This is a genomic window from Pseudomonas sp. UYIF39 (assembly GCF_029963765.1).
Lineage (GTDB): Bacteria > Pseudomonadota > Gammaproteobacteria > Pseudomonadales > Pseudomonadaceae > Aquipseudomonas.
This window is the reverse complement of sequence record NZ_JALBYU010000015.1, coordinates 71,466-85,470: the sequence shown is the minus strand read 5'-3', so window position 1 is coordinate 85,470 and position 14,005 is coordinate 71,466. Positions and strand designations below refer to the sequence as shown.

At 57.8% G+C, this 14,005-nt stretch carries 10 protein-coding genes; 3 read left to right on the top strand and 7 right to left on the bottom strand.

Annotated features, from left to right (window positions below; all coding sequences use genetic code 11):
* Positions 1-97 precede the first annotated feature (97 nt).
* Positions 98-5,218 (top strand): NEL-type E3 ubiquitin ligase domain-containing protein, encoded by a 5,121-nt coding sequence (locus MO767_RS20010; protein WP_282481908.1) that lies wholly within the window; start codon positions 98-100, stop codon positions 5,216-5,218.
* A 113-nt stretch (positions 5,219-5,331) separates the two neighbouring features.
* Here MO767_RS20010 and MO767_RS20005 read toward each other — a convergent pair whose 3' ends face one another.
* The 5 genes from MO767_RS20005 to MO767_RS19985 all read right to left on the bottom strand — a co-directional run bounded on the left by MO767_RS20005 (position 5,332) and on the right by MO767_RS19985 (position 10,973).
* Entirely contained in the window at positions 5,332-5,832 is a 501-nt protein-coding gene (locus MO767_RS20005; protein WP_282481907.1) for a CS1 type fimbrial major subunit, read from the bottom strand.
* A gap of 33 nt (positions 5,833-5,865) precedes the next feature.
* Positions 5,866-6,609, bottom strand: coding sequence for a molecular chaperone (locus MO767_RS20000; protein WP_282481906.1), 744 nt, complete (start codon positions 6,607-6,609; stop codon positions 5,866-5,868).
* Between the two features lie 42 nt (positions 6,610-6,651).
* Positions 6,652-7,863: a hypothetical protein gene (locus MO767_RS19995; protein ID WP_282481905.1), complete on the bottom strand. Its 1,212-nt coding sequence runs from the start codon at positions 7,861-7,863 to the stop codon at positions 6,652-6,654.
* A gap of 4 nt (positions 7,864-7,867) precedes the next feature.
* Positions 7,868-10,393, bottom strand: a complete 2,526-nt coding sequence (locus tag MO767_RS19990) for a CS1-pili formation C-terminal domain-containing protein (RefSeq protein WP_282481904.1) — start codon at positions 10,391-10,393, stop codon at positions 7,868-7,870.
* Between the two features lie 85 nt (positions 10,394-10,478).
* Positions 10,479-10,973, bottom strand: coding sequence for a CS1 type fimbrial major subunit (locus MO767_RS19985; protein ID WP_282481903.1), 495 nt, complete (start codon positions 10,971-10,973; stop codon positions 10,479-10,481).
* A gap of 514 nt (positions 10,974-11,487) precedes the next feature.
* Here MO767_RS19985 and MO767_RS19980 point away from each other — a divergent pair.
* On the top strand, positions 11,488-12,069 hold the full coding sequence (locus tag MO767_RS19980; protein WP_282481902.1) for a PadR family transcriptional regulator: 582 nt from the start codon (positions 11,488-11,490) through the stop codon (positions 12,067-12,069).
* On the top strand, positions 12,066-12,851 hold the full coding sequence (locus MO767_RS19975) for a siderophore-interacting protein (protein ID WP_282481901.1): 786 nt from the start codon (positions 12,066-12,068) through the stop codon (positions 12,849-12,851). The genes MO767_RS19980 and MO767_RS19975 overlap by 4 nt, the downstream gene beginning before the upstream one ends.
* Before the next feature lie 178 nt (positions 12,852-13,029).
* Here MO767_RS19975 and MO767_RS19970 read toward each other — a convergent pair whose 3' ends face one another.
* Positions 13,030-13,686: a Pr6Pr family membrane protein gene (locus tag MO767_RS19970; protein WP_282481900.1), complete on the bottom strand. Its 657-nt coding sequence runs from the start codon at positions 13,684-13,686 to the stop codon at positions 13,030-13,032.
* Between the two features lie 2 nt (positions 13,687-13,688).
* A complete protein-coding gene (locus tag MO767_RS19965; protein WP_007944895.1) occupies positions 13,689-13,919 on the bottom strand; it encodes a VF530 family protein in 231 nt (76 codons plus the stop codon).
* Positions 13,920-14,005: the final 86 nt, after the last annotated feature.

Sequence of the window (14,005 nt, the reverse complement as noted above, 5' to 3'; positions counted from 1 at the left end):
CCGGCTGAAAGCGCCGGTTAAACACAGATCTTTAGACTGTTGTTTTTAGCCCCGACAGATAGGCTGATCATTCTTAAAACGATCAAGGATGATTGCCATGTCTGACGCTCCCACGCTCGGCCAAAACATGAACAAAGGCCGGCACTACGAGTTCATCAGAAATACCATCAGCGACCACTTCAAAGACGCCACTGTTGGCAGAGGCCGGGCACTGGCGGCCACTCGATTGAAGATCGAACCGTGGTACACCCAAGTGGCCACCGCCCATCACGACAAACTGAAAGCGGCCAACCTCAAGGCGTGGCGTTCGCAGAATACGGTCGACAAACTGTTCGAAAAACTGGACCTCCATTCGTTCGCCGCGCCCCTGCTCCAGGCAGAGCTCAAAAAGCGTTACGGAGTCGAGCATGACGTCAAGACGACCTACGTGCGCCTGTACCTTCCCAAGGATTTGCCGTGGTATGTGATGGACCTGCGCGAGGGTGTCACAGCCCGAACCGTGTCCATGCTGGATGCGGCGCTGCACAACTTTGCAAAGAGTGAAAAGGTTGATACCGGCTCGGACTTCATCACCGAACCCGACCATCTCGGGCACTTCGATGTCCTGTCGATCAAGCGGAAAATGACCATCAGCCAGTTCCAGGCGCTGTGCCGGGAACTGGACATTGGCGCCCGATATAAAGCATATCTCGAAAGCTACCTGCTCCCCGGCGACCCCGCGGCCAAAGCCTTCCTTCGACACACTGTGACTGAAAGCCAGAAAGACGCACTCGCCGTCGCCGCGCAACTGGCGCTGATGACCGAGGATATCCAATACGACGCCTACAAACTGATACTGGCGCTGGCAAAGGGCGAACCTCTACCGCTCCTCAATGGGAAACAAATGCTGTGTTGCGATTTCTCCATGATGGGGACGCGTATGACCGGCATTGTTCTTTTGCTGCCTGTGATGCGAGACAGCCGAGGTATTCAACGGCTCATTGCCTATGTTCCCCATGACCCGGATCACCCGCTCAAGGAATACGAATCAACAAGCGCCTTCATGACTGAACTGGCGCGCCAATTGCGTGAAAACAACGTCGGCCCATCATCAAGGCAGAATTACCGACAATTCTTCAGCCAGTTTGTCGATCAACAGCAGCGCGGGCATTTTTTTGCCAATCTGGATCGAGACCTCAGCACCATCGAATGGCATGACAAAGAAGATCGGACGGATCAACGTCCAACGTGGCGCGAAGAACCTTTGCCTCACCTTCGCTTGCAATTCCAGTCCCAGCCGGTTCCTCGGAGTTACTGGATATATGCCTACCAGCAGAAACTCAACAAGGTCCTCAACGACGCGCGTGAAATCGCCGTGTCCACCGCCGACACAGACACCAGGGCGCGCTGGGCCTGGTGGGACAACTTCACGAAAATCGTATCGGACCTTTTCAACGTCGCCCTGTTGATCGCCACGCCATTCGTGCCGGGTCTGGGCGAGCTGATGATGGCCTATACCGCTTATCAACTGACGAATGACGTCATTGAAGGCATTGTCGATCTGGCCGAAGGTCTGGCAGTTGAAGCAGCCGAACATGTGATCAGCGTGGTGACGGACGTCATTCAACTGGCGGCGTTTGGGGCGGGTGCAGCGATTGGCAGCACGCTTCGATTCAAATTGTCGGCGCTGGTCGAGGGCATGAACCCGGTCACGTTGCCCAACGGCAAACAGTCGCTGTGGCATTCCGATCTCAAGCCTTATGAACAAGCCGGTCTGAACCTGCCCACTGATTCGAAACCCGACGCCCTCGGCCTGCACCGACACCTCAATCAGGACATCCTGCCGCTTGAAGGCAAACTCTACGCCGTTGAAACCACTTCGCACGATCCGAGCGCCACGCACCGCCTCAAACACCCCTCCCGTCCGAATGCCTACTCTCCGAAACTTGAACACAACGGCAACGGCGCCTGGGTGCATGAGGGCGAAAATCCGCTCGACTGGAAAGGTGAAACCCTGATGCGCCGCCTCGGCCATAGCATCGAGCGCTTTACACCAGCGGAGCGCGAACGGATCCGGATCAGCAGCGGAACCGACGAAGGGGAACTGCGGCGCATGCATGCCGAGCATGCGTCACCTCCGCCGTTGCTGGCCGACGCGATCAAGCGCTTCGGCGCGTTTGACGATGTGCAGATCGCCAGTGCGAACATCCGGGCCGGGCGACCGCTCGACCCATCGTCCGTGTGGTTCGAACCACTGCTGACACAGCTCCAGGGCTGGCCCGCCGAACGGGCGCTGAAAGTTTATGAACGGTCTGACTTGAGTGGTCAGTCACGCACCTACGGCAACGCCCACGCAAATGACGCCAATACCCTGAGCATCGGCCTGCCGGACCTCCTGTCCGGCCGGCTGTCCGAACGCGTTTCTGTCTTTTTGAATGACGCCGAAATCAACGCCCTGCTGGGTCGCGAAGTACCACGCGCCAAACGCGCCCAAGCCGTGCGTGACCGATTGGCGGATGCCGTCGATCAGCGTCAGGGCGAAATGTCCAAACGTGTGTACCGGGCGGGTGAACGGTCGGACAGGGCGCAAACCCGTGTGCTGAAACAGACGTTCCCGGACATGCCGCCCACGCTTGCGGAAAAAGTCCTGGCTGAAGCAAAGCCAGCTGAACTGCAGCGAATAGCCGACGAAAGTCGCCTGCCCCTAAGGATCAAAATCCTGGCGCGCGAAGTGAATTTCGAAGCGTCCACCGCCCGCGCCTACGACGGTTTTTATCGCGACGAAATGATGGTGCCGAACACCGAGATGCTAGCGCTGAGAACCCTGACACTTCATAACGAGAGCCTGAGCGATTTTCGCATTGAGGTGCGAGATGGCGTATTTGACGGCCCGCTACGCTGTAGTGTCGGCCCCGATGATGCATCGACGATACGGCTACTGATCCGCGATGAGCAGGGCCGCTATGAAGCGGTCGATGGGGACAACCGGCGGCTGCACAAAGCCGACGACTTCTACGAAGCGATTCTCAATGCCCTGCCCGACGACAAGCGCGCAGCATTGGGTTATCCGCGCGGTCACGGTCGCCTGCTCAAACTATGGATCATGGAAGTCTCCGCGCCAGCGGGCGAACGCCGAACATTGCTGGCGGAACCGCCCATTCGCGCCGTTGCCCCGACTGAAACCGTCAATCTGGTGCGTGGTCCGTTCTCGTTCTTTGGCGAAAAAACCCCGGAGCAGAGGATCAAGGAGCTGCATCCGCAATTGAGCGATCAGCAAGTCACCAGGTTTCTTCAGGCATTGCGTGCCAAGGGCGATCCCAACCAGGCCATCGACCGCATCAGGGATGACCTCAAGCAATTGCGCAACACCTTACAGGCGTGGCGGGAAAACCAGCCGACTCAATTCGACAGTGTCGGAGATCCCATCGCCGGGATTAACAGGGACTTCCTGCAAAACGGCGGAAGGCATATCGAGGAACGGCTGCTTGAGTGCTTCGAACGCAAGAGTGAAGCGTTCGGCGAGCGCAATATCCATCCGGACGGTGGCTATACGCTGGATCTTTCCGCCGAAATCATGGGACCGGATCTCGAGCGTTGGTGGAAGCAAGTACGCAAGCTGGCCGACATCAGAAAATACCTTGACCAGATCACCGTGCTGAACCTGGACAAAGCGCGTTTTTCGGTCGACAGCAACGGCCTATTGAACGACTTCCCGAACCTTCATCAGCTGAGCGCCCGCAACACAGGATTGACCACGGTGCCATCCGATATCGGCAAGCTGGGTCAGCTAACAACCCTGGATTTGGCTGACAACCGAATCAGTCTGAGTGCCAACTCGCTCGAGCAGTTGAGCAACCTCACCCACCTGGAAACTCTGAGGCTGGACGGCAATCCGCTGCGCCAGCCCCCGAATGTCGGTGGCATGCGCAACTTGAAAGTATTAGGTCTGGCAAATACCGGTATCGAAGACTGGCCGCAAGGTCTTTTCAGCGACGCGGTCGGCGAGAGAAACCGCCCGCGTGGCTTTGCTCTCGACATGCGCCAATGCCCGATCAAGACCGTACCGGAGGTCGCTCCAGGGTCGGATCAAGCGTTCATCCTGGCACGTGCGCGATTCGGCACCCTGAGGCTTTCCGATGCCGACCGGATCCGTTTTGGCGACTACCGCGAATCTGCGGGCTTTGCCCGTCAGCAGGCCTACTCAGGAGCTGTAGAGGATGAACTGAGCCATTGGAAGCCGTCCTCGACCGCACCATCGGTTTTCGATTTGTCCGAGGGTTACAAAGTACACAGGGAAGAGTCCTGGCACGATGTGATGGCCGAACCCGGCTCCACCGATTTTTTCAGGGTCATCAGTAAGCAGAGAGAGAGCCGGGATTACCGGGACGTCGGAGCTCGCCAGCAGTTGACCAAGCGCGTCTGGCAAATGATCGATGCCATGGCGCTGGACTCCGAATTGCGCGAAGAACTGTTTAACAAGGCCAGTCAACCCGAGACCTGCGCGGATGCCGGGTCGCAGCTGTTCAACAACATGGGGCTCAAAGTACTGGTGTCGCAAGCGTACACAGAATCGGCGTCCACCACGGTGCTCGACGACAAACTGGTCAGGCTGGCCCGTAGCGCCGCTCGCCTGGAAAAGGTCGGTGATATCGCCAGAGCCGAAATCAGCAGCCAGCAGCAAAAGTTTCTGATCAATCCGGCAAACAACACCGCTCCGGATGATGTGGAAGTGCACCTGGCGTTTGAAACGGGACTGGCGAAACGCCTGGAGTTGCCGTGGCAGTCCGAGGGCATGCTGTTTGAACCGAGATCCGGTGTAGATCGGGCGAAAATCGACACAGCCTATGACACGATCATCGAACGGGAGAAAGGCGACGGGCTGGTCAATGGGATGGTCGATTCATTCGAGAACCCGTTCTGGGAGCAACATTTGCGTAAAACCTACCCTGAACAGTTCGAGTCGAACGATCAACTTTTCATGGAAAAACAAAGGCAGCTCAAAGAGCTGCGCGAGGTTCAAAACCAGTGGGCAAATAATCAGGATATGGCTCAGACAACACCGCTTCAGAAAAAACTGGAAGCGTTGGCCCGAGCGCTGAACGTTCCAGAGAAAGACGTGTTCAGTGGCGAAAAAATGAGCACGTCGTTTTATAACAGGCTGGTGCAAGACATGGGCTATGCACGGAACGAGTTGGCCAGAAACCTGACCCGGGCAGCGATGGCACGAGCCGGGCTTTGAAAATGTAACGCGCCTGGGGATCGTTTGATTGGCCCTACGCCAGCGCCGAGTCTTATCACTCGGCGCTGCTTCTCGATCGTCCGAATCCCGGATCTCGAGGCGCCTGTTTCAGCTCACTCCCCCGGCGCCCTGGCGTTGAACAACAACAGTACGTTGCCGTTGTAATCCCCCGGGCGGTATCCCCCGGACGGCATCACCGGAGCGATTTCCAGCAACACCCGCGTGCCTGCCGCCGCGTCAGCCGCCGACACCACCTGCCGTGGAGAAAGGTCCGGGCTCAACTCCACGCCGTTGAAACTGACCCGCAACGCAATGTCGTCAACCGGCCTGCCGTTCGACAGGTAGGGGACGGCCTCCAGGCGCGCTTCAATGGCGCTGGTGTCATGCCGCACATCGAAGTGTTTGCGCACGCTGCTCAGGGTCGATGTCGAGGCGTCCCAGTTCAACCGCTGCGGGCGGTGAATCCAGTCCGGTTCGGCCGGGATCAGGTAGAACGAGCGCGTCGGGATGCTCAAGGACACCTCGAAGGTATGCTCTTCCCGGGCAGCCCATGTCAAAGAGCCCATCAGTGCGGTCATTGCCGTCAGCGCGACGGCGGCGCATTGCTTGATCATGTTCAATACCCGTTGTGTCGATGGAAAGCCGGCCTATCGGCTGGCAATCTTCAGGACTTTTTTACTGTTGCCTTCGATCAGGTTGAAACGGTATTCACGCCCCTTTTCCTTGTCGAAGCCAAATGCCTTGCCAGCCATGACGTGGTGTTTGGTGGTCGCGCCACAGTCACTCTCGTTACTCAATGAGCAGCTTTTGAATTCATCGACGATCACCACGGTGTTGCCATTATTTTTCAACTCGTAGCGGCTGGCAGTGTCATTGATGGCGGTCTCGAAGCGAGCATCTTTGGGGCGCACGAAAAAGACTGTGCCGAACCCGGTCATCACGTTGACCCCGGCCGACAGGTTCTTTTTGTAGTCTTCGCGCTCTTCGCTTGAGACGGCGAATTCATCTTCGTTCTCCGGTACCACTGGCAAGAAACGCACACGGAAGTAGCGCTCGCGGTCTCGCTCGCCCATGTACAACAGACGCGTGCCTTGCATGCCCTGGGCCGGCACGATCAGCCGCGCCGGGCTGGCCATCAAGCCGTTGCGCGAGGCACCGTCCACGGCAGCCTCGACCGGAATTTCCTTGGGCGCGCCATCGGCGTCGTAGACGATTTCCAGCACGTTGACCTTGACGAAAGCGGTGGCATCGCCGCTGTTGAATACCCGTTTGAGGTAGGTACTTTTATCCGCATCCAGATAGTCATACACGGTGCCGACATTGATCTGCGGACCGGCGTTGGCCGTCCCGCAAAACACACTGAGCACCCACAGCAAAAACACACGGTTCATCGTCTTTAATCCCATAAGAAAAAAGTGGCCAGGCTCGGACGGTCAAACTTCCGAGTCCCAGATAATGGTGATGTTGCCGCTGAGCGTGTCGCTCAGGCCGGGCCGCAGCAGAAAATCGATGGCGTCCTTGGGCATCTCGAAACGTAGCGAGCCGGCCTTGCGATTCACATAGATCCCTGGTTGAAAGACTGATGACCAGGTGTTGTAGCGCAGCCTGTGAAGCTTGACCGGCCCGCCCGGCCCGATGATTCCGTCGGGCAAGGTGAGGTAGGTTTCCACTTCGGTGGTATTGCCTTTGGGGCTGTAAAGATTGCAGCGGGTGCCGCCGGTCGAGTTGCATAGCATCATGACTTTGAAGCGCGACGACGCCGACAGATAAAACAGCTGGTCGCGGTAGATCCTGCTCGGTTTGCGACCGCCCTCAATCCAGCGTTGCCACCCGCCCTCGGGTTCCAGCGAAACTTTGTTGCCGCCCGGTGGCAGGTCAACCTTCAGGGTGTGCTGTACGTCGAGGACGAAATCCAGGGTCAGGTTGGCGTCGTCCGGTTGCATCACTGGACCCAGATCGAAATCGGCGCTGGAGCCCAGGGTGTAGGGAATCGAGCCTGTGTACAGCCCGCTCGACATGCCCAAAGGATTGGGCGTGCGCAGTTCATAGGCGATATCGAGGGTGTCAAAGTACATGGAGGGAATGAAGTAAGCGGCCACCTTGACACAAGATGCTTCCACGGGTGTTTTCCAGAAAAACCGATAAGTCGTGGGGCTGTAAGCCCCAACACCGCTGTATTGACAGGGTGCCGGTGCGTAGACCCAACTTCTGCTGGTCCATAGCTTTTGATGACCTTCGAGTATGTCAGTCACCCCCACCAGACTGGCCGCTGTTTCGCTCAAAAAGAACTTGGAGCCAACACCGGTGATGCGCACTTCAACAGTCTCCGTTTCATGGGTCTCGGCATTGGTCACCGTCAGCTGTCGCCAGTTGGCCGGTACCTTCAACGCAATACCTTGGCCCGGCACTATGGCTCGAGTGGAATCGAAACGAACCGGCAACTCGATACTGAACATATTGTTGTCAACACACTCACTAGGGTACTGAGCGCAATAGCCACTGTTCGGGGTTTTGTTGAGGAATACATTTTTGTTCGGCTGAGAAGGATCGGGCTGAAACAAGGCCCGGATTTCCTGACTCGCCGCCTCCGCCGAAGGCATGCTCAGTGCGGTCAACAGTCCCAGGCACCACATAGACTTTTTCATAGGATCATCCCGCCTTCTGTTCGGTGGACGTAACGTCAGCCAAAGTGTCCGGCGTGCAGCGCAGATCACCGATCATCAACACATTGTTCTCACTGCGATGTCGGCTCGCATCGAGACGGAACTGGCACAGCAACTGGTTGCCCTGGCGCACTTCAAGCGTCGGCGAACCGGCATTCATTTCCATCGAGAAAAACCCGTCGACTTCCGTCACCCCGCGGCTGGCGTGGTTGATCACGTGATGGCCCTTGAGCGGTCGCCCCTGCGCATCGACCAATCGCCCGAGTACGGTCAGTGTTTTCATCACCCGCACCTTGCGGTATTCCACCCCGCCCTTGTTCAGGTGATAGCGCGTGCGTGGCGGTTCGATGGTCGCTGCCGGCACGTGATTGCCTTCAAAATCGAAGCTCACCGAACTGTTCTGGTACGCCGTGATCGGGATGAAATTGCGCCCCGGCTTCAACGCCGCGCCGCCGCCGCTGTAATCGTCGGCGCGCAGGGTGATGTCGTCGATGTCTGATTCCACGTCGACAATCATTCCCGCGCCACGCATTTCGTAATGGCTGGTCATGAGCATTTGCTCGCCGCCGACGACCAGGGTGCTGTCCAGGTTAAGACCGCCGGTGAAGTTGCCGTTGTAGGACGAACGCTGGACGAAACCGTCGCCATTGACTGCGTCGGTACGAAAGTTGGCAAGGCTCGACACACCCACGCCGTAGGTGTCAGTGAGTGCCGTCACCGAGACGTTTTGCAGCACGTGATCCTTGAGATCCCGGCGCCAGCCGAGGGAACCATTGTTGTCGCGGCTGCCGTCACGGGCCGTGCGCGAACCAATGCTGCCGGTGATCTGCTGGCCCGGCGCGCCCAAGGCCAGATTAAGGCTCAGGTCGATCCCGCGGTTGCGTGCGTCGCCACTGCTGAAACTGCCGGGGCGATCAAATAGCGACAGACGCCAACTCGCATCGCTGCCGAACAACGTAGCGCGCTGGGTCCAACCCAGATCCATACCGATGCCATCGATGTTGCCCTCGCTGTGGGACACCCGTCCACTGATCGAACTTTTACTGCTGACCCGATGGTTGATCGCCAGGGATGAATTGCTGGTTTCGCCAATGAACACATTGCGTTGGCGCACCCGAGTACCGTCTGGCAGGGTTTCATACAGGTTGGTGGTGTCCAGCCAGCTGCGGTTGTGGCTGATCACCAGGCTACCGGAGCCATAGTTGTAAAGGCTTTGCAGATCGAGACCGGTGCCATGATCCTGGGTCTGATACACGTTGGCATACAGGCTGATGTGATTGGCCAGGGTCCAGTCGATGGAACTGCCGTATTGCAGTTTTTCGCGAATCTGCCGCGCCGATAGCCCGAGAATGACTCGTGGGTGCATCAGGTAATTGACCGAGGCCCCTGCCGTCGGACTGCCGCTGGATTGCTGGTCCCAGTTACTGAGCAGTTTGCTTTCTTCACCGGCAAACAGGTTGTAGCGCCAGCGCTCATCAAGGTTGCGCCAGTTGCTGGGCTTGTACACCAGCTCCTGGGTAGTGGAGGTAATCTGGCCATCTTCGATCAGGCGCACTTCCACTTCGTAGATCCCGCCTGGCAGCGGCCGGGTATCGAGGGTTTGCAATCCCGCGGGCACTGACTGTGTGTTGATCAACAGACCGTCGCGATAGATCTCCACCGACCCTTGGCGATTGGCCGTGACATAAATCGGGTAGACGCTGGGCATCGGACTGTTGATCGCCAGGCTGTCAGAGCTGCCGAACATAACGCCGACAGCGGTATCGGGGCTCGTGCCAAACGTACGAGGTTGGCGGGTCAGCCCTTCGGAACTGGGGGTGAAATAGCCCAGGCGCAGGAAGCTGCCCTGCAGTTCGCGCTGGGTGTAGAGCTCGTGAACCGCGTGATAAAGCTTATCGTCGGGACCGCCGAGGCGGGCCAATTGCATGTTGAATGTCTGGCTCCAGTTGCCCAGGCTCGCGCTGGCGTCAAGGCCATAGCGCCCACCCAGATCCTGATCCTGGCCGCCATTGAGGTTGAGCTGGTTGCGCACCATCAGGCCGCTACTGCCGCCGTCCGGCTGCTCGTGATAACGCTTGGCCTCCAGATCACGCTCGGCGTTTTCGGTGAGGATCGAAACCAACGAGTTTTCCAGGTTGTAGTGCACGGCCAGCACCTGATCCGGACATGACCCCGTGCAATTGCCCAGCGGCACACCCGGCTTGAGATAACTTGCCCATTTTTCCCGTTCAGCGGGGCCGAAACGGTTTTCGCTGGTGTCGGTAAATTCGAGCAGGGTGATGCGATCATCGCGAGACAACACCACCATGGCCTCTCCCAGAGGCTGTTGATCGAGTTCTACCCGGACAGCCAGAGGCACATCAAAGAAATGCTCCTCGAAATCCGCCGGAAGACCTTTGGCCTGCGCCAGGAGACTTCGCGGTGTCGTACCGGCGGAAGAAACAGGAGCCGCCGCTGCACTGGCGCAAAACACCAGCGCAAGCGCAGCCGCGATGGGGGTCATCGGGAACATGAACTCTTACTCTGATTACAATCAAGTTGAAGTCCGACGGGACAAACAATGCTGCTTGCCCTGTCGGTTTGCGCGACTTTTAAAGTTAGCGCGAGCCGCCCACGGGAGGGACAGCGTCGAAGGTCATTGCCACGACACCGGTGTAGTCGCCCGGCTGGAAGGTCGTACCTACCGCACTGATTTTCAGCGGTGCGCGGAAGTTCACGTCAGACTCGGCTTCACCTACAACCATTTGCGGGGTCAAGTTGAGTTCCTTGTTATTGAGTTCCACTTTCAAAGCAATGGAATTGGCACCAGAGATCAGTTTCGGCGCGCTTTCCAGGCTGGCGTGAACCGAACCGTTGTTGTTGCGCACATCGAAGAACCCATTAACCTCTCTCATTTTGCCGCTGCTCGGCTGAAAGCTCATGTCCTGATCCTTGTTAACCAGGTCAGGGTCAGTCGGCACCACGTAGAAACCGTTAGTCGGCACGTGGGCGACGATGTTGATGGAGTGAGCAGCTTCACCTGCGGCAAATGCCCCGGAGGAACCCAGCGCCAAAATAGCCAATGGGGCAGCGATTGCGATTTTCTTGAACATTGTTAAGTACCTGTTTTCTTTATGGAATCGGTTCATTGAAAGTTAAAAACTGCTTACCCGTAACAGATCGCTTTGTTTGAACTTCCAACGCCGAAACATCTTCGACTTCTTGTTCCGGAAAGTAAGCAGGCAACTTCCCATGAGCGCGTAGTTAAACAACCTCATGACCAGAAGGAAAAAGAAACAAAAAACTGAAATACCAAATAGTGACTGTAAGTTACAGCCTACATACAGTTTTACTAAAAAAACCATACAGCGGCTTCGCCTAGACAACAATGGACTTTCAGGTTTTTTAGAACATTAGCTCAACTATTATTAGAGTAATAGCTTTAACTATTAAACAATTCCTGTATCGGCGACAAAATCAGATTATGTACGGTGATATTTCCTGGTGAATTGCATCATTGACCGCGCCAACCGCCCGTCGGCACCGATCAGCCCTTGCAAAAAACGTCTTGCCCTGCGATTAAGATATATCTTAAGTTGTATCTAAATACGACGAGAGCAGCGAAAAATGAGAGACCATCATTCCCAACACCGCGACCATAACGACGGCCGCGACGGCTTCGAAAAACGCCCAGGTCCCGGCCGCGAACGGGGTAGCCGAGGCCCCAGGGTTTTCGCCCCCGGCGATCTGAAACTGCTGCTGCTGGCACTGATCGCCGAACAGCCGTGCCACGGCTATGACCTGATCCGCCAGATCGAAAGCATGTTCGACGGCGCCTACAGCCCCAGCCCCGGCGTGATCTACCCGACCCTGACCTTCCTTGAAGAAAGCGAGATGATCCTGGGCGACGCCGAGGGTGGCAAAAAACGCTACATCATCACCGATGCCGGACGTCTGTCGTTAAGTGATCAGGCGATCGCACTGGATGGTGTGCGGATGCGCATCGAAGTCAGCAAGCGCTCATTGCGCGGCCATGACCGCCCCGCCGAGATTCACGAAGCGGTGCATAACTTGCGTCATGCCTTGCAGATGCATCACGGCCGCTGGAGCCCGGAAGAAATCCTGCGGGTGCGCGACCTGCTTAACAACACCGCCAAAGCCATCGTCGATGGCCCTGTCGTTCAACCCGCTCAGGAGCAAGCCGAATGACTGAAGTGATCGTGCAAACCATTCACCGTGTCAGCCACGAGATCAAACGCCGTCGTCTGGAAGTGTTGCGGGTGGTCGACCTGACGCCGCGCATGCGCCGCATCACGCTGGGTGGACCGGAATTGGCGGGCTTCGTCAGCCTCGGCACGGACGACCACGTCAAACTGTTGTTCCCTCAAAACGCGGCGGAACAAGCCGCCCTGGAAACCCTGGTGCTCGGTGCCGGTAAAGACAACGGGCCGATGCCGGCGATGCGCGACTACACACCGCGTCGTTACGACCTCGACACGCTGGAACTGGACATCGACTTCGTGCTGCACGGCGACGGCCCTGCTTCGACCTGGGCCGAGCAAGCCAAACCCGGCCAATTCCTGCACATCGGCGGGCCACGGGGCTCGATGGTCGTGCCGGACATCTTCGACAGCTACTTGCTGATCGGTGACGAAACTGCCCTGCCCGCGATCGCTCGACGGCTGGAAGGCCTGGCGGCCAATCGCCGGGCATTGGTGATTGTGGAAGTGGAGAACGGCGCCGAGCAGCAACGTCTGGAAAGCGCCGCGCAGGTCAACGTGATCTGGGTCTTGCGCGAGGGCGGCAAGGACAACCTGCTGAAGACGGTGAAGCAGCTGCAAGTACCCGTCGGCAATCTGTACGCCTGGGTGGCGACCGAGAGCAAAGTGTCGCGGCAGATACGCCGGGTGTTGCTGGATGAGCACGGGCTTAACGAGCAGTTCGTCAAAGCTGTCGGCTACTGGCGGCTGGATGACAGCGACGAAGAGTGACCGCAGCTTTTGTGCTTGCCAGGTTTCCTGCGGCGAGGGGCTTTTGTGGCGAGGGGACTTGTCCCCGTTGGGTTGCGCAGCAGCCCCAAAATCTCGGGAGTGTCATAAATTTTGGGAGGGCTTCGCACTCCAACGGGGACAAGTCCCCTCGCCACAGGAGTCCCCTCGCCACAAGTATTCACTTTCGACCCGCGTGCCACCGATCCAGCCCGATCAACACAAGCGCAATGACTACAAACCCCACCAATAACCCCCCGGCATTCATGAACACCTGTGGATAACCCAACTTGCCGACATCAATGAAAGGATAGGGATAAACCGCCAGCAGATGCCCGCGCCACAACGAGTACGCGAAATACACCACGGGATAGATCACCCACGCAGCCATATGCCGCAGTCGCAACGTGCCCTTCGGCACACAGCACCACCAATACGCCAGAAACAGCAGCGGCATGACGTCATGCATCAGCTCATCGGCCAGCCATTGCCAGCCTTGTGGATGCCATAAATGGCGCAACAACACGTTGTACCCCAGGCCGACCACGGCGATGCTCACGGCAATGCCGCTACTCACCCACGGTTGCAAAAACCAGCGTCGCGCGGCCGACTCGCGGGACGTCAGCTCACACGTCAGCACGGTCGCCACCAGCGTATTGCTCAGCACGGTGAAATAGCTGAAGAAGCTGACCAACCCACCGAGCAGACTGGCCGCCAGCGTCCAGCGCGAGTAGAAAATCAGGTACATCTGAATGGCCAGACCGGCCCAGCCCAGCACCGCAGCCACGGCAACTACACGACGCCTCACGGCAGAACCTGGCGTCGGTTGGTTGGTCATGGTCAGACCGGGCGCTTGGTGCGCATCAACTTAACGTACAAGCGCTCGACCTTCTCCCGTGCCCACGGGGTTTTGCGCAGGAATGTCAGGCTCGACTTGATGCTCGGGTCACTCTTGAAGCAGCGGATGTCGATGCGCTCGGCCAGCCCCGACCATTCGTAGTGTTCAACCAGCGCGTTGAGGATTTGCTCCAGCGTCACGCCGTGCAGTGGGTTGTTGTTCTGTTCGGTCATGCCGGGCCTTCGAGCGTAGAAAGGGTGAAGAAGCCGCGCACCTTAGCCGAGGGCTTCGTCCGGTGGAAGGCCCCGGACAGAGGCAT